Here is a 17,338-nt window from a genome sequence, read left to right on the forward strand (position 1 = left end):
GCTGTCCCTGCGGGGGTGTCGTGTGTGCGGGCCGTGGATCCTCAGCGGCGGCCGTCGTGGGGCCGCCCGGCGCGTTCCCGTCCGCGCCGCATGTCGGCCCGGATCAGCCGGCTGACGGGATCGATCAACCGCCGTGCCAGCGCGTCCAGTTCGGCGCCGGTGATCCGGTTCGCCGGGGTGGTGGTCTCCGTGGGGGCGGTGTCCGGGGTGCCGGCGTTCCCGGGGATGCCGGGGGTTCCGGCTGTCGCGGTGCCGCCGACGCCTCCGGTGCCGTTCGTCCGCTGGACGGTCTTCGGCGGAGTGGTGCCCGGCCGGGCGTTCCCCGGCGGGACCGCCTTCACCGGGACACCGGTGAGGCCCGCTCGGGCGGCGGCGCGCTGGAGAGCCTGGGCCCGGGCCGGTGGCTGCCGGTGCGTCGTGCCGGAACCGCTCGCGCCGGGGGCCGGGGAGGGCGTGCGCGCCGGAACCCGTACGGAGAGGGGCTGCGGCCCGTACGCGGGGGCGTCGCCGCCGGGGGCCGGACCGGCGGGCGGCGGACCGGCCGGGTCGGGCACGACCGGCAGGGCCATCCGCTGGACGGGCACGACGACGGCCCCGTGCCCGGCCGGTGCGGGGGGATGGGGGCGGACGACCGGGACGGGGTGGGGGCGGCCGGCGGGCATGCGGGGGACACCGGTCGGCGCGAGTCCCGGTGCGGGCGCGGCTGATGGGGAGGACGCGGTGGGCATCGGCGACAGGGCTGGCGAGAGCGGTGCGGCGGAGGCCGAGGGCGCGAGCCGGACGGCAGGCGGCGGCGGGCCGTGGTGGCCGGAGCCCTTCGCGGGAGGCACCGGCGCCTGCACTGCGGCCGGACCGCCTGGGCCCGCGGGCGTGGCAGCAGCCGGAGGTACGGAGTTGGGTGCGGATCGCCGCCGTGCGAGCCGTTGGAGCACGCCACCGGGGGTGGGGGCGGGTGAGGTGCCCTGGGCGGGCTTCGCGGTGGCCCGGTCCGCCCCACGGGTGCGGTCCGCTATGCGCCCGGGCGTCTTGCGGGCCGGTGCGGCCTGGGGTGCGGGGGCGGCCTGTCGCGGGCCGGTTCCGCCGCCGGGGACCTGCCGGTTCGCGGGGGCGGAGGCGGGGTGCACGGCGCGCTGGACGGTGGCGCCGGGCGTCGGCGTCGCTGCCGGGGACACGGGTGCGGCGGCCGGGCCGGAGGCGCGGGCGGCCAGGTGGGGCGGGGCGGTGGACGCCGTGCTGGGCCGGAGGGCGGCGGAGGGCTGCGTGCCTGCGGCGGGCGGAGGTGCGAAGCCCTGTCCACCCGGGGGCGGGCCGGGGGCCTCGTGGGCCCGCTGCTGGACATCGCGGCGCCAGGTGGCCGCGACGACCGGACGGGCCGTGGTGCCGTCGGCCGGGGTGGCCGGGACCGCCGAGAACCCTTCGGCGGACCCGGTGTTCACCTCCAGGGTCCGGCCAGGGAGCAGGGTGCGCGCCCGCTGGACGGTGGGGACGAGCGGCGCTGCGGTGCTCTGCCCCGGGCGCGGCCGGGGGCCGATGTTCCGGATGCGGACCGGCGCCGGAGGAGCGGCCGGGGAAGCGGTGGCACCGGGTGCGGGCGCACTCGGGGCCGTACCGACACCCGTAGGCGTACGGGAGGGAGCGCCCCCGCCGTCCGCCGCGCGCTGTACGGCCGCGGGCCGAGCGGGCGTGGCCGGGGCGGGCGCGGCGGGTGAGCGCACCGGCATCGAGGGCGGCGTGCCCGGGGTGGTCGGTGCGCTCGGGGGCGTGGCGGAGGTCTGCGGGGGCGTGCCGCTCGGCGTGGCCGGGGTGCCCGGTGCGGCCGAGGGGCCCGGCCCTGTACGGCGGTGGTCGCCGAGGAGGGGGGCGTCGGGCCGGAGCCGGGCGGTCGACGGGAGCGAGGGGAGCGGCGTACCGATCCCCCCGCGCGTACGGGCACGGGCACCGGGGGCCGAACCGGAAGCGTCGGCACGGCGTTGGACTTCACGCGGTGCGGCGGCGGCCGGCGTCGGCCCCTGCGCCTGTCCCCGTGCCTGAGCCGAGCCCGTGGCCGGAGTCTTCGGTGCAGGCGCAGGCTCCGGTGCGGCGGGCGAGACGCCGGGCGTCCTCGTCACGACCCGCTGCCCCGGTGTCGGCGTGGGGGACGCGGTCGGCCCGGTTGCCGCCGTCGTCTCCGCCGCCCGGCGCTGGAGTACCGGCATGGCCGCCGAGTCCTGCCCTGCCGGGGCAGCCGGCGCGGTCCGTTCTTGCCCTGCGGGTGCGGCGGGGATGGCCCCGGAGGGCAGCTCGCGCAGAGGCTTGCCCAGGGCGGGGCGTACGGCCTCGGGGGCGGCACCGGCGGGTACGGAGGGAGCGGCAGGAGTGGCGGGATCGGCGGGCGATGCGGAGGCGGCGGGCACGGCGGGTGCGGCAGGCGTGGAAGAGGCGGCCGGGGCGGTCGGCGCCACCCCTGTGATCTGCCGCAGCCGCATCGCCGGACGCCGGGCCACGATCAGCGGTGGTGCGGTGCGCCGAGGACGTACGGCGGCAGGCCGCGCACGCTGCACCGAAGCCGAAGCCGAAGGCGGTGCGGGCTCCGCAGTCGGGGAGCCACCCTTGTCCGGGCCCGCACCCTCCGCACCTTCCCGGGCAGCAGCAGGAGCAGCAGGCGCGGGAGCAGCCGGAGCCGCGGTACCCCCGGTCCGCGCCGCCTGCGCCGCGCGCTGCACGGCCGGCGCGGCCTTCTGCCGTACCGTCCGTACGGTCTTCGCCGCGGGCAGCTCGCCCGCAGCGGCCCCCGCCGCCCCGCCGGGCTCGCCCTCCGCCTCCGGACGGGCCGCCCGCAGCAGCAGCGGCCCCCCGGGGGAGGCGGCACGCGGGACGCCCGGGCGGGCGACGCCGTGGATGAGGCCCACGGGAGCCGACGGCATGACGGCGTGCCCCAACTCTCCGCCGAGGGTGGGGTTCTGCCAGGAGGCGAGCCGGGACCGGAACCGCAGGCCGTCGCTCACCCCGATCGAGGACCGGGCGACGGTCACCGCGGGCGGGGCGACCCGACGCCACCCGCCGTCCCACTCGGAACCGGAAGAGGAACCGCCGGAACCGCCGGAACCGCCGGAACCGCCGGAACCGCCGGAACCGCCGGATCCCTCAGAACCGGAACCACGGGGACCACGGGGACCAGAACCGCCGGAACCGGAGCCGCCGGAACCGGAGACCCCGCCCCCAGGAACCCCCGTACCGGCAGCCTCGCCCCCGGCGCCGGCCGCGGCATCGGCCGGGGAACCGGTATCCGCAGGAGCGACACCGGCCCCCGGTCCGTCCGTCCGGCGGCGCAGCCAGTCCCCGAACCCCATACGATCACCCGCCTTCGTTGACGCGGGTGTTGATCCGCGCTATCTCCCGCACCCACTGCTGACGCTCCGCGTGGGTGAGGTCGAGAATGTCCTCACGCTGCCAATGGAAGTGGTAGGCGACGTACGCGATCTCCTCCCGCAACCGGGGAAGCGCGTACGTCACGATTCCCCCAGGCGCCCACCCGAGAGGTCCACCTCGAACGAGCCGTGGCAGAGCGGGCAGGTCACCGCGGCGTGCGTGTGGCCCTCGCTGTTGATCCGTCGGTAGAAGTCCTGGAGGAACGCCACGTCGGTGGCGTACATCCGCTCCACGATCCCGGCGTGCACATCGGTGACCGTGCCGAGCTGGGTGATCACCTGGCTCAGCAGCACCACCGACAGGTACGCCGGGTTCTCCTTCACCCGCAGGTCGATCTGCGGGCGCAGCTCGTCCCGGGCGGTGGCGAGCCGCATGGTGCCGTGCCGGTGCACCTGGCCCTCGTCGTCCACGTACCCGCGCGGCAGCTCGAAGGCGAACTCCGTCTGCAGGGAGTCACGTTCGCGCTGGGGCGCGCGGGCGGGGGCCGCCGCCGCGGGTGCCGCGGCGGCCGGAGCCTCCTGGCGTGCGGCGGTCGCGGCGGCCAGGTTGTCGAGGGTCTCTTCGAGGCCGCTGCCCGGCGAGACGGTCCGGCGCCTCATTCGACCACGATCTCCTCGAAGGTGATGGTCACCGTCTCCGTCGCGGCGCTGGACTCGCCCGCCTTGAGCGAGGGCCCCTCCCACTTGGAGGCCCAGCCCTGCATCAGCTGGATGCGCCGGACGGTCTCACCGGTCGAGTCCTTGATCTCGATCGTGAGGTTCTGGCGCGCGGTGTCGACGGCCCCGTTGTTGAGCGTCTCCTTGATCCAGGTGGTGAACTCGCTGCTCTGGTCGAGCCCCCGGGTGATCGTCACCTCGCCCGCCTGGCGCGCGCCCGGCTGCTTGCGGATGATCTGCTTGCCGTCGGAGGTCACCTGACGGACCTCGACGACCTCCTCCTCGACGGTCAGCCCGCTGATCTCCTGGATGGACTCCACGAGATAGCCGCCGAGCTGCACGCCGAAGACGTGGGTGGAAAGAGCGTCGCCCTCTGCCATGGCTGTGTGTCACCTGTTCCGGTTGCGGTGGTGCGGTGGGTGGAGGAAAGGGGCCGCGAGGGTCACTCGTCGACGAGGCTGGTGCTGTCGGAGAACTGCGAGAGCCGGAAGACCACGAACTCCGCCGGCTTCACCGGGGCGACCCCGATCTCGCAGACGACCTGGCCGAGGTCGATCGACTCCTGCGGGTTGTTGCTCCGGTCGCACCGGACGTAGAACGCCTCCTCGGCCGTGCGGCCGAACAGCGCCCCACGGCGCCACTCCTCGGTGAGGAACGCGGTGACGTTGCGCCGGATGCTCGACCAGAGACGGTCGTCGTTCGGCTCGAACACCACCCACTGGGTGCCCAGGAGGATGGACTCCTCCAGGTAGTTGAAGAGCCGGCGCACGTTCAGATAGCGCCAGGCCGGGTCGGAGGAGAGGGTGCGGGCGCCCCAGATGCGGATGCCCCGGCCCGGGAAGGCCCGGACGCAGTTGACGCCGATCGGGTTCAGCAGGTCCTGCTCGCCCTTGCTGAGCCGGATCTCCAGATCCACCGCACCGCGGATGACCTCGTTGGCGGGGGCCTTGTGGACTCCGCGCTCACCGTCGCTGCGCGCCCACACACCGGCCACGTGACCGCTCGGCGGGACCAGGGAGTTGCGCCCGCTCGCCGGGTCGAAGACCTTGACCCAGGGGTAGTAGAGGGTGGCGTAGCGCGAGTCGTAGCCGGCCTCGTCGTTGCGCCAGGTGCGGACCTGCTGGGCGTTGAGGCCGGGCGGGGTGTCCAGGACGGCGACCCGGTCGCCCATCTGCTCGCAGTGCGAGATGACGGCCAGCTGCACGGTCTTGACGCCCTCGGCGTCGATCTCGCCGCGCTGGAAGGCGCTCATCAGGTCCGGGACGGCGACCATGGTGATCTCGTCGATCGCCTCCAGACCGGCGAACCCGGTGCGGGCGGCGGCGTCACCGACGTACTCCGAGGCGTCGAGCCGCGCCACGCCGGAACCCGGGGCGGGTGCGGCCGGGGCGAGGGCGACCGTCTGCTTCTCGGGGCGGCTCTGGGCCGTGCCGGGCTGCTCGGCGACCTGGATCAGCTTGGAGTCGCGGGCCTGGGTGACCAGGTAGCCCTTGACGTTCTTGCGGGTGGAGACGTCGTACGTCTCCACGACCTTGCCCGCCTGACGGACCAGCAGCCTGAAGCGGTCCTCCGGGGGGTTCTCGCCCTCGGCGTCGGCGATCTCGACCGAGAGGCCGTCGCCCGTACCGGACTTGGCGGAGACCAGGAAGCCGCCGAGCGCGACGGCCGCCGGGGCCGGGGCGGCGGCGCCCTGGCCCGTGGAGCCGGAGGAGCCCTGGGAGGGGCCGCCGATGCGCACGATGTAGGCCGCGCCGCCGCCGTTGGCGAAGAAGCCGTAGACGGCGTGGGTGAGGTAGGTGTCGGCGGTGAAGGTGCCGAACGCCTGAACGTACTGGTCCCAGTTGGTCACCAGCGTCGGCTGGTGGAAGGGGCCCGTCTCGGCGAAGCCGACGAAGGCTGCGACCGCGGTGCCGACTCCCTCGATGGGGCGTGCTCCGGACTGCACCTCCTCCACGTATACACCGGGGGTGAGGTACGACGGCATGCTCGCTCCTTCGGGGTGGTCACTCGTTCACCGGCCAGTCTTGCCCGGCGGCGGTGAGGGGGAGTAGGTCCGGAAGTCCTGGGCGCGGGGCAAGGGCGCTGCCTTCCCGGGCACCTTCGCGGCGGCGAAAGCTGCCCTCGGCGGGCCGCCCGCGCCACTGGCCGGATGCGCGCCCGCCACCATCGGGAGGGGCATATTCCGACCGGGCCGGGACGAACGGGAGGCGAACTGCGGATCACGGAACAGTTCCGGTCGGGCCGGTGCCGGCGGATATGGCCGGGGGATTCCTCGGAGGGAATGATTCCGGTTCGCCGGGGGAGGGTGTTCGGCATCTCTTTTCGTAGATGAACGCGGAGTGGCCCAATTGCGTACGGGGGTGGCCCGGCAATCTCCGAGGCCTGGCGGTATTCGGCCAGAATGCGCCCAGAAGGTGCGGTCGTCCGGCCGATTTCCGGGGAGGGAAGCGGGCGTCCGAAGGTTCCGATCGGGCGCCCGCCGTCTCTCCTCGAACCGTCAGGAACCCCTCTGAGCAGGCTCGTTCGTGAACCGCTCGGCCGGAACCGGATATTCTTCTCGGGATGCCGGGCGTCCCAGATGACCGAACTGGTGTAGACCTTTGACGTATTCGGGAGGATGAATCCGCCACCGCCCGGCACGCCGGGTTTCCCCCGGCGGCCGGTTTCTGCTCTTGTCGTCACTGAAAGGCGTTGCCGCCACCGAAGGTGGCGGCGCGAGGCCCGGCGCTGTTTTCCCGCTGTGTTCTACCGTGCGAGATCGCTGAGTACACCGCTGACGTTAACCACCTGATGACAGCCCGAAGCCTGCGTTCCGGTCGCCGGAGTGCCGGGCTTGGTGCAGGTGACGGCGGCGGTGACCGTGGCGTTCTCCGGAATCTGGATGGGGGTGACCCAGTGATAGTCCTGGTTGCGGAAGGTCTCCAGCGCGATGGTGGTGATCTTCCGCTCTCCGAAGGAGATGGTCAGCACCCCCTCGTCGCCCTGGAAGTTCGCCACCACGAGGTCCGTGATCCCGAACACCTTGCCCGGCGGAACCTGGTACGTCTGAGCCACCTCGGGGCCGCCGGCCTGGCTCTCCACGTCGATCGTCGCGGAGCTCTGCTGGGCGCCCCCGGTGCCCGTACCGCCCGGACCGGTCCCTGTCCCCGGTCCCGTACCGGAACCGCCGCTGCCCCCGGGCGTGCCCTGGCCGTCCGGACCGGTGCCCTGCCCCTGGCCTCCCGCCGGGTCGTCCGGGCCGCCCGGCGTGGCCGAACCCTGCTGCTGTTCGCCGCGGGCGGCCTCCTCCTGCGCGGCTTCGGTCGCGGCCTGCTTCGCGGTGCTCTTCACCGCGGGCCGGACCAGGGCGAACCAGGCCAGCAGCAGCGCGAGCAGTGCGGCCAGCACGATCAGCAGCCACTTGGGCAGGACCGGCAGCTGGAGGAACTCGCCGGGGACCGGCTCGGGCCGCAGCAGGTCGGGAGTGCCCGGCTCCTGCCGTACGGGCTCCGGCCGGGCGGGCTCCTCGGCCCCGGCGGCCCCCGGGGGGCCCGGGGCCCCCGCGGCTCCCACCACGGCGGGCTCGGCGGCCTCGACGGGCGCGTCGGCCTCGGCGGCCCGCACCTCGAACGGCCAGGTGGCCGGCTCACCGAACCAGATCAGCTCGGCCGCGCGGACCTTCAGCTTCATCTCGGCCGACTCGCCCGGCTCCAGCCGCTTCTGAGCAGGCGTGAAGCCGAGCCGCAGCTCCTCTCCGTCCTGCCGGCCCGTCAGGGCCACGTCGACCGGGGTGTTCCCGTTGTTCTGCACGGCGGTACGGAAGCGGGCGCCCAGCCAGCCCCGGCGGCGGAGCGGCTCCAGCTCGGTGCGCAGCTCGTGGAAGGGCTCCACGGTGACCGTGCCCTCCGGGACCACCACCGACTCCGGGTGCTCCGCGGGCAGGACGCGCACGGCGAGCGGGGTCCCGCCCGCCCGGACCTCGTGCGAGCGGGGCGGGGCGAAGGTGAGGGTCACCGTCTCGGAGGTGCCCGGGTAGAGCGAGACGCGGGCCGGCTCGACGGTGCTCCACGCGGCGCAGTCGCCGACGACTTCGAGCGTGTAGGCCTCGACGATGTCACCGTCGTTGCGCACGGTCAGCGTCGTCGTCGCGGTACCGCCGGGCGACACCGTCACCGTGGGCATTTCGAGTTCGGCAGATGTGGTCACCCTGCGACCGTAGGCCGCCCGGCCGGCCGCGCAGCAGGGTCGCGAGGGCAACGGGCGGGCAGGGCCGGTGCCCCGAGCGCACACCGGTCCGGGGGCCCGCAGGCCCCGCCCCGGGCCCGTGCCCCCTGCCGAAGACGGGCGACCGCGGGAGTGGACCAGGCATATCGGGCGGAAGTACCTGAGGAAGAAGACGGCGCGGAACGATGACAACGGCAGAGACGAAGAGCAGGAACACCGAACGCGGGCAGCACCGCAGGCCCGACGCGGCCCAGCGGGCCGCCCGGTACACCACCGGCGCGGACACCGGCACCGGTACGGGCGCGCCGACCGCCCCCGCCACCGGCACAGGAACCGGCACGGGCATGGGGGCACGCACCGGCATGGGAGCACGCACGGGAACGGCCACCGGTACGGGAACGGCGGCCGGCGTCGGAACCGGCACCGGCGGCCGGGTCACCGTCGCGGTCTACGCGGAGGACCTGATCCTCCAGACCGGGATGATCCACCAGCTCCGCACGCGCCCGGAGATCGAGCTGATACCGGAGGCCGAGGCCGACCGGGCCCAGGTCTCCCTGGTGGTGGTGGACATGGTGGACGACCAGACCGTCCAGCTCCTCCACCGCCTCCAGCGCAACACCTCCACCCGCACCGGACTCGTCGTCGGCTTCTTCGAGTCGGGCGCGCTCCAGACCATGATCGAGTGCGGGGTCGCCGCCGTGCTGCGGCGCGGCGAGGCCGACCAGGACCGGCTGATCCACCTGGTCAAGGCGATGGCCAACGGCGAGGGCGTCCTCCCCGGCGATCTGCTCGGCAAGCTCCTGGACCATGTCAGCAGCCTCCAGCGGACCGTCCTGGACCCGCGCGGACTCACCCTCTCCACCCTCACCGCCCGCGAGGCGGAGATGATCCGGCTGGTGTCGGAGGGCTACGACACGGCGGAGATCGCGCGGAAGACCTCGTACTCCGAACGCACCGTCAAGAACGTGCTGCACGAGGTCGCGACCCGGCTCGACCTGCGCAACCGCGCCCACGCGGTGGGGTACGCGATGCGGCACGGCCTGATCTGAGCACCCCGGAACCGGAGTCGGGGGCAGGGGAGCGCCGCAAAGGGCAGCGGTCCCTTCCCCCGCTCCGGGTACTCGGGGCCTGTTCTGCTGCCCGCCGGGGCGCGATGCTCCACAGGAAGTGTGGAGCGTGGAGCGTCATCGACAGACTGTGAGGTGGGCCGTGACCGGCACTGCTGGCCCGGCGAAGCAACCCCGGTGGAAGCATTCCCGGTGGGGCCGACTGGCGGGCGCGGTGGTGCTGCTGGCGCCGCTGCTGGTGGTCGGCTCGGCCGCCGCTCCGCAGGGGGCGCGCCAGGCGGTCGCCGCCGAGGCCTCCGACGACCCGGCGCAGGCCGGGCGGATCGCCTTCGCCGGTACGGAGCACCGCAGCCTGGGCCGGGTCACGGACCCGGAGGCCACCACGCCGCTCTTCGGCGACGGCCCCGCCCACTACGACCAGGACCCCTCCGCCCGCGGTGACGTCCTCGTCTTCACCAGCCTCCGCGACAGCGTCCGCCCCCAGGTGTACGTGCGGGACGCGGACGGCACCGTACGCAGGCTCACCACCGACCGGGACGCGGGCAACCCCGAACTCTCCCCGGACGGGCGGACGGTGGTCTTCGACTCCGCCGAACCCGGCGGCCCCGGCGGCTCCACCCAGCGCGACCTGTGGGCGGTCGGCATCGACGGCTCGGACCTGCGGCGGCTCACCACGACCCCCGACAACGAGGAGTCCCCGACCTTCTCGCCGGACGGCAGCCGCATCGCGTACGCCTGCGACGGGGACATCGCACGCGGCTGGCAGATATACGAGCGGGCCTTCGAGGGCGGCCCGCAGACCCGGATCAGCGACGGCCCGCCCGGCGACGCCAAGGACCCGTCCTGGAACCCGGTCGACGACGCCACCCACCGCGCCCGGGTCGCGTACACCCACATCACCGACCCCGACCCGGAGAAGGGCAACCGGCTCCGCGTCACCGAGGGCATCGGCACCGACCGGCCGCTGCTGGCGGGCGGCCACGCCGAGTGGGGCAGCCACGGGGTCTCCTGGCTCCCCGACGGCGACCGGCTCCTCTTCCTCAGCCCCTTCCACGTCTGCGGCTGCGACGACTTCGACCACGTCTACCGGGTGACCGCCTTCACCGACGAGCCCCCGGAGCAACTCCTCACCGAGGACCGCGAGGTCGGCCCGCCCACCTGGCTGGGTCCGCCGGACTCCGGCTCCGTCGTCGTCACCCGGATCACCGCCGACGCGGCCACCACCGTGACGCTCCAGGACGTACGGCAGGACGGCTCCGACCCCCGCGACCTCGGCCTCACCATCCTCCGCGAGGACCCGGCCGCCCGCACCAACACCGACCCGGCGAACGACCCGCTGTTCGACCCGGCGGACGGCTTCGACCCGTGGACCGAGCGGCAGAACTACACGCCCGACGGCCGCCGTATCGTCGTGACCCGCTTCGAGGGCCCCGCCGACGCGCGCATCCAGCGCATCTGGATGGTCGACGCCGACGGCACCGACGCCGCCGCCCTGCCGCTCGCCGGACGCGGTGAGCGCGACTGGGACACCGACCCCACCTTCTCGCCCGACGGGACGAAACTGGCGTTCACCCGGACCTCGCCCGGCGGCGTCGGCGGGGCGGCCGGCCCCGGCCGCATCCTCGTCGCCGACGTGGCCACCGGCGCGATCCTCGACGAGATCCGCCCGCCCGAGGGGCAGCAGCAGGGCGGCGACGCCCAGCCGACCTGGTCCTCCGACGGCCTCAACCTCGCCTTCACCCGCACCCAGGTGATCAACGGCAACGGCGGCAACAAGCACATCTGGACCGTCCCGGTGGACCGGCTCGACCAGCAGCGCGACCTCAGCTCCACCAACTGCTACGGCGACTGCGAAGTCATCGACGACAGCCCGGCGTTCTCCCCGGACGGTACGCGGGTGGCCTTCAACCGCAAGGACGGCGGCGGCCGGATCAACGAGCGGGCGGGCGTCCTGATCAAGCCGCTGAGCGGCGGCGGCTGCCGGGTCGTGCTCCCCTCCTCCCAGCGGGACGACCCCGACGGCTGCGACCAGGAGATCCCCGACACCACGGCCACCGGCCCCTTCCAGCCCCGTGACGTGGCCTGGTCCCCGGACGGCAGCCAGCTCGTGCTCACCTCCCGCCGGGAGCAGCCGGTCAACTCGATGGAGCAGCTCTCCGTCCTCGACCTCGCCTCCGGTCAGCTGACCCCCCTGGAGAACGACCACGCCGGACGCCAGAAGGAGCCCAGCTACCAGCAGTCCGTCGACCTCGCCGTCACCGCCCCGCCCACCGGGCCCGCCGTGGAGGTCGGCTCCTCGGTCGAGGTGACCGTCACGGTGGTCAACCGGGGCCCCTCGCCCTCGCCCCGCACCACGTTCACGGCCGACGCCCCGCCCGGCGTACGGCTGGAGGAGCTCACCACCGCATCCGGCGGCTGCGGGGCCGGGTCGCCCCAGTGCGACCTGGGCACCGTCCCGCCCGGCGCGAGCGTGGAGGTCACCGCCCGGCTGACCGGTGTGACCCGGGGCGACCAGCCGGTCGGCTGGTCCGTGACCGGCGCCGTGCTCGACCCGAACCCGACGGACAACGCCACCGGCACCCTCGTACCGGTCCAGGACGTCCCCCCGCCGACCCCGACGCCCACCCCGCCGACCCCGACACCTCCCACGCCCACCCCGACCACCCCGGCCCCCACGCCCACCACCACCGCGCCCGCCCCGCCCCCGCCGCCGGCACCGCGCCCGCCCGCCCCGCGGCCCCCGGCCCCGCTGCCGCCCGCGCCCCCGGCCGGTCCCGGCGTCGTGGTGCGGGCCCAGCCCAGCCCCGGCTACGTCGGCGGCAAGGTCGTCGTGACGTACACCGTGCGCAACGGCGCGAACGCCTCCGCCACCGGCCTCCGGCTCCGCCTCGGCCTCCCCGGGAACATCCCGGCGGGCCCGCTCCCCGCAGGCTGCGCGGCCGGGCAGTGCGCGCTGGGCGACCTGGCGCCCGGCGCCTCCACCGTCGTACGCGTCGTCCTCTCCCCGGACCGCGCCCTGCGCACCAGCATCACGGCCACCCTCACCACCACCGGCACGGACGCGGACCGGGGCGACAACGTCTCCCGCATCCCGCTGCGCATCCTCCAGCCCCGGATCGTCTCGGTGCCCGCCGTCGGCAAGCCCGGCTTCGTCACCTCGGTGCGCGGCAAGGACTTCCCGCCCGGGGCGCCCGTACGGTTCAGCTGGAACCCGGGCCTCACGGCGCCCGCCGCGCCGACCTTCCCCGATCCGGACGGCACGTTCATCGCCCAGCTGCTGATCCTGCCCAAGGACCGGACCGGCCCGCGCACGATCACGGCGAAGGGCCCCGGCTTCTCCCCGGTCACCACCGACTTCCTCGTGGTGCTCGGCACCATCACCCCGCCGGACGAGGTGATCCGCCGATGATCCACGAAGTCGACGAAGGGCTCAGGCTGCTGCTGGTCGACGCCGGACTCCAGGAGAGCGGGGTCGACCTGGTCTTCGACGCTCCCACCAAGGAGTGGTCGGCCCGCCGCAACGCGCCCACGATCAGCATCTTCCTGCACGGCATCCGGGAGAACGCGGGCCGGCGGCGGACCGGCACGGCCGAGGAGCACGACGAACACGGGATGGTCATCGGCTGGCGCACCCCGCCCCGCTGGTTCGAACTGACCTATCTGGTCACCGCCTGGACCAACCGGCCCCAGGACGAACACCGCCTGCTCTCCGAGGTGCTGCGCTGTCTGATGCGCCACGACGTGCTGCCCGCGGGCATGCTGACCGGCAGCCTCGCCGAACTCGGCCTCACCGTCGAACTGGAGGCGGCGGGCCCGCGCACCGACGGCCCGTCCGCCTCCGACGTCTGGTCCGCGCTCGGCGGCGAGCTGAAGGCCGCGATCGACCTGCGCGTCCTCGCCCCGCTCGCCGGGGAACGCGCCCCCGCCGGACCGCCGGTCACCGAGGGCCTGGTGATGAAGGCCGCGCCCGCCGTGGACGGCACGGCGGGCGACGACCCGGGCCGCCGGCTCCGGTACGAGGGTGCGGACGGCGACCTGCCGGCGGACGGCTTCGCCGCCGAGCGGGAGAGGCAACTGCCGCCGGGGCGGCGGAAGCGGGGGAGTGCGGCACGATGACGGTGACCGAGAGCGCACCACCCGTCCCGGAGGCCGGGGACGTGGAAGTGCTGTGGGAGCGGCTGGCCCGTGTCGAGCAGCGGGTCCGCCACGCGGTGGCGGCCCGCCGCGCCACCGACCCGGAGCCGGACGACCCGTACCGGGGGCAGTACCTCACGCCCGAGGCGGTGGAACGCGTCCTGGAGTCACGGGACGCGTTCGCGCCGGTACCGCCGTACGGCCGGGAGGAGACGGCGTACGGAGCCGATCAACTGCCCCGCACCACAGGGCAGTCGGCTGACTCGTCGACCCCTGCCCCGCACCCCGGCTCCCGGCTCGACCGGCTGGCCCGGAGCTTCGGTCTCCTCCCGCTCGACGTCGAACTCCTGCTGGTCGCCGTAGCACCGGACATCGACCCCCGCTTCGAGCGCCTCTACGGCTACCTCAACGACGACCTGACCCGCCGCAGGCCCGCCATCGGCCTGGCGCTGGAGCTCTGCGGGCTGCCCGCCGCAGGCTCCGGCCGCTTCCGCTTCCAGCCCTCCGCCCCGCTCGTCGCGGGCGGCCTGCTGGAGATCACGGACCTCGAACGGCCGCTGCTCTCCCGCGCGTTGAGGGTCCCCGACCGGGTCACCGCCCATCTTCTCGGCGACGACGAACCGGACAGCAGGCTGCGCGGCCTGGTCCAGGTGCCCGCCCCCGCCGACTCCGTGGGCGACCGCCCCGAAGCCCGCCGTATCGCCGCCGCCCTCGCCACCGGCAGCGGTCTGGTGCATCTGCTCGACCGGGGCGGCGACCCCGCAGGGCTGGCCGTCGAGGCGCTCGGGGCCGTCGGCCGCCGCCCGCTCGTCGTCGACATCGCGGCCCTCGCGGCGGCCGGGGAACGCACGGCCGAACTGGCGGGGGCGCTGGCCACCGAGGCGCGCCTCGCCCACGGCGGTGTCGTGCTCGGCCCGCTCGAAGCGCTGGACCCCGAACGCCCGGAGGGCGCCCGCCTGCTGGCCTCCCTCTGTACGGCGGTGAGCGGCACGCCCCTGATCGCGTACGGGAAGAGGAACTGGGACCCGCTCTGGACCCGGGACAGCCCCGTCCCGGTCGCCGTGCCGCCCCCGGGCCCGACCGGCGCGGCCCGCCGGTGGCGGCAGGCGCTCGCGGAAGCGGCCCGGACCGTCGGGCTGCCGGAAACGGAGGCGACCGCCGACGACCGCCTGATCGAGGCCACCGCCTCCTACCGGCTCGACTCCGACCAGCTGCGCAAGGCCGCCACCGTCGCCTCCCGGCTGGCGCTGGCGGAGCGGCGGCCGGTCCACCCGGACGACCTGCGCGCGGCGGTCCGGGCCCAGAACGGTGCCGGTCTGGAGCGGCTCGCCCGCCGCATCGAACCCGCCGTCGGCTGGGACGACCTGGTGCTGCCCCCGGCCACCCGCACCCAGCTCACCGAACTCGCCCTCCGCGCCCGCCACCGCGAACAGGTGCTCGGGCAGTGGGGGATGCGGCCGGGCGGGGGCCGGGGGCGCGGGGTCATCGCGATGTTCGCGGGCGGGTCCGGCACCGGCAAGACCATGTCGGCCGAGGTCGTCGCCCGGGACCTGGGCATGGAGCTGTACGTCGTCGACCTCTCCACGGTGGTGGACAAGTACATCGGGGAGACCGAGAAGAACCTGGAGCGGATCTTCGTCGAGGCCTCCGACGTCAACGGTATCCTGCTCTTCGACGAGGCCGACGCGATCTTCGGCAAGCGGTCGCAGGTCAAGGACGCCCATGACAAGCACGCCAACATGGAGTCCGCGTACCTCCTCCAGCGCATGGAGTCCTTCGACGGGATCGCCGTGCTCACCACCAACCTCCGGGCCAACCTGGACGAGGCGTTCACCCGCCGCCTGGACGTGATCGCGGAGTTCCCCATGCCCGACGCCGAACAGCGCCTGGCCCTCTGGGACCGCTGCCTGGGCACCGCGATCCCCCGCGACCCCGCGCTCGACCTGGAGTTCTGCGCGGGCCGCTTCGAGCTGGCGGGCGGCTCGATCCGGGCCTGCGCGGTGACCGCCGCCTACCTCGCCGCCGAGTCCCGGTCCCCGCTGACCATGGACCAGCTCGTCACGGCGGTGCTCCAGGAGTACCGGAAGCTGGGACGGCTGGTGCTGGAGAGCGAGTTCGGCCCCTGGCTGGCGAAGGAACGGGCGCGCGCGGGGCGGTAGGAGCCGGCGGCCGTACGGGGCGTGGACCACGGGCCGGACCCCGCTGCGGCCACCACCCGGACCGGCGGCGCTGTGTGGCCGGACGCTATCGCCGTACCCCGTCGCCCGTTCCTAGTCTCGTGCGCAGTCGATGCGGCGGGAGGGCCGATGGATGAGTAGGGACAAGGTGGTCGCCGACCCGGCGGAAGCGGTCGCGGACGTGGGGCCGGGGGCGTCCCTGGCGGTCGGCGGCTTCGGGCTCTGCGGCATCCCCGGCGTGCTGGTGCACGCCCTGCTGGAGCGGGGCGCGGGCGGGCTGCGGGTGGTGTCCAACAACTGCGGGGTGGACGACTGGGGCCTCGGGCTGCTGCTGCGGGCGGGGCTGATCGCCCGGATGACCAGCTCGTACGTGGGGGAGAACAAGGAGTTCGCCCGGCAGTACCTGCACGGGGAGCTGGAGGTGGAGCTGGTCCCCCAGGGCACCCTGGCCGAGCGGCTGCGGGCCGGTGGCTCGGGCATCCCGGCGTTCTACACCCCGGCCGGGGCGGGCACCTGGATCGAGGAGGGCGGACTGCCCTGGCGGTACGGGGCCGACGGCTCGGTCGCCGTCGCCTCGCCGCCCCGGGAGCGGCGGGTCTTCGACGGCCGGGAACACCTCCTGGAGGAGGGCATCACCACCGACTTCGCCCTGGTCCGGGCGGCCGTGGGGGACCGGCACGGCAACCTCCGCTTCCACTCCTCCGCCCGCAACTTCAACCCCCTGGCCGCGATGGCCGGACGCGTCACGGTCGCGGAGGTGGAGGAGCTGGTCGAGCCCGGCGAACTCGCCCCCGACGACATCCACCTCCCCGGGATCTTCGTCCAGCGGGTCGTCCCCGTCGAACCGGGCGACCCCTGGGCCGAGAAGCGCGTCGAGCGCCGGACCGTACGCGTGGAGGCCTGAGATGGCGCTGACCCGTGAGCAGTTGGCGGCCCGGGCCGCCCGCGAACTGGCCGACGGCAGTTACGTCAACCTCGGCATCGGCCTGCCGACCCTGATCCCCAGCTTCCTGCCCGGGGGCGTGGAGGTGGTGATCCACTCGGAGAACGGCCTGCTGGGCGTGGGCCCCTACCCCGAGGAGAGCGAGGTCCTGCCCGATCTCATCAACGCGGGCAAGGAGACCGTGAGCCTGCTCCCCGGCGCCTCCTGCGTCGACTCCGCGCTCTCCTTCGCGATGATCCGGGGCGGCCACATCGACGTGGCGGTCCTGGGGGCTATGCAGGTCTCCGCCACCGGGGACCTGGCGAACTGGGTCATCCCGGGCAAGGTGGTCAAGGGGATGGGCGGGGCCATGGATCTCGTCCACGGCGCCCGGCACGTCATCGTGGTGACCGAACACACCGCGCGCGACGGCTCACCGAAACTGGTGGGGGAGTGCACCCTCCCCCTCACCGGCCGGGGCGTCGTCCACCGGATCGTCACGGACCTCGCGGTCCTGGACGTCACCCCCGACGGCTTCGTGCTGCGGGAGGTCGCGCCCGGGGTGACCGTCGACGAGGTCCGGGCGGCCACGGGCGCGGAGCTGACCGTACGGCTGCGGCCGGAGCCCGCATGCTCGGCCCCGGAACCCGTAGGGCTGCCCCCGGAGCCCGCATGCTCGGCGCCGGAATCCGTAGGGCTGCCCCCGGAGCCCGTACGCCCGGCCCCGGAACCCGTACGTCCGGCGTCGGACATCGCACGTCCGTAGCAGCG

At 74.7% G+C, this 17,338-nt stretch carries 11 protein-coding genes and 1 pseudogene; 6 read left to right on the forward strand and 6 right to left on the reverse strand.

Going from position 1 to position 17,338, the window contains the following annotated elements; genetic code table 11:
* Positions 1–41: 41 nt before the first annotated feature.
* The 6 genes from ACQ9ZG_RS24430 to ACQ9ZG_RS24455 form a co-directional block, all read right to left on the reverse strand.
* Complete coding sequence (locus ACQ9ZG_RS24430) at positions 42–3,011, reverse strand: hypothetical protein (protein WP_499281236.1); 2,970 nt, start codon at positions 3,009–3,011, stop codon at positions 42–44.
* 322 nt (positions 3,012–3,333) lie between these two features.
* The gene (locus ACQ9ZG_RS24435; RefSeq protein WP_018492281.1) at positions 3,334–3,492 is read right to left on the reverse strand and encodes a DUF6760 family protein; all 159 of its coding nucleotides are present in this window, start codon (positions 3,490–3,492) and stop codon (positions 3,334–3,336) included.
* Positions 3,489–4,007 (reverse strand): hypothetical protein, encoded by a 519-nt coding sequence (locus ACQ9ZG_RS24440; protein WP_028416456.1) that lies wholly within the window; start codon positions 4,005–4,007, stop codon positions 3,489–3,491. The genes ACQ9ZG_RS24435 and ACQ9ZG_RS24440 overlap by 4 nt, the downstream gene beginning before the upstream one ends.
* Positions 4,004–4,444: a phage tail protein gene (locus ACQ9ZG_RS24445; protein WP_109916960.1), complete on the reverse strand. Its 441-nt coding sequence runs from the start codon at positions 4,442–4,444 to the stop codon at positions 4,004–4,006. Before ACQ9ZG_RS24445 ends, ACQ9ZG_RS24440 begins: the two co-directional genes overlap by 4 nt.
* 62 nt (positions 4,445–4,506) lie before the next feature.
* Positions 4,507–6,048 carry a phage tail sheath family protein gene (locus tag ACQ9ZG_RS24450; RefSeq protein WP_109916959.1) on the reverse strand — a complete coding sequence of 514 codons (1,542 nt, stop codon included), beginning with the start codon at positions 6,046–6,048 and terminating at the stop codon, positions 4,507–4,509.
* 761 nt (positions 6,049–6,809) lie between these two features.
* Complete coding sequence (locus ACQ9ZG_RS24455) at positions 6,810–8,225, reverse strand: COG1470 family protein (protein ID WP_499281636.1); 1,416 nt, start codon at positions 8,223–8,225, stop codon at positions 6,810–6,812.
* A 404-nt stretch (positions 8,226–8,629) separates the two neighbouring features.
* On the opposite strand from ACQ9ZG_RS24455, the gene ACQ9ZG_RS24460 reads away from it, so the two are divergent.
* From ACQ9ZG_RS24460 to ACQ9ZG_RS24485, 6 genes and pseudogenes are all read left to right on the forward strand, one after another.
* A complete protein-coding gene (locus tag ACQ9ZG_RS24460) occupies positions 8,630–9,316 on the forward strand; it encodes a helix-turn-helix transcriptional regulator (RefSeq protein ID WP_375138269.1) in 687 nt (228 codons plus the stop codon).
* A gap of 232 nt (positions 9,317–9,548) precedes the next feature.
* On the forward strand, positions 9,549–12,743 hold the full coding sequence (locus ACQ9ZG_RS24465) for a hypothetical protein (protein ID WP_499281637.1): 3,195 nt from the start codon (positions 9,549–9,551) through the stop codon (positions 12,741–12,743).
* Complete coding sequence (locus ACQ9ZG_RS24470; protein ID WP_028416461.1) at positions 12,740–13,450, forward strand: Pvc16 family protein; 711 nt, start codon at positions 12,740–12,742, stop codon at positions 13,448–13,450. The genes ACQ9ZG_RS24465 and ACQ9ZG_RS24470 overlap by 4 nt, the downstream gene beginning before the upstream one ends.
* Entirely contained in the window at positions 13,447–15,627 is a 2,181-nt protein-coding gene (locus tag ACQ9ZG_RS24475; RefSeq protein WP_499281237.1) for an ATP-binding protein, read from the forward strand. Before ACQ9ZG_RS24470 ends, ACQ9ZG_RS24475 begins: the two co-directional genes overlap by 4 nt.
* A gap of 151 nt (positions 15,628–15,778) precedes the next feature.
* Positions 15,779–16,549: a CoA transferase subunit A gene (locus ACQ9ZG_RS24480; protein WP_028416463.1), complete on the forward strand. Its 771-nt coding sequence runs from the start codon at positions 15,779–15,781 to the stop codon at positions 16,547–16,549.
* Between the two features lies 1 nt (position 16,550).
* Positions 16,551–17,183, forward strand: a pseudogene (locus ACQ9ZG_RS24485) (3-oxoacid CoA-transferase subunit B); the annotation flags it as partial.
* Positions 17,184–17,338 lie beyond the last annotated feature (155 nt).

The organism is Streptomyces araujoniae, from assembly GCF_050871195.1.
Lineage (GTDB): Bacteria > Actinomycetota > Actinomycetes > Streptomycetales > Streptomycetaceae > Streptomyces > Streptomyces bacillaris.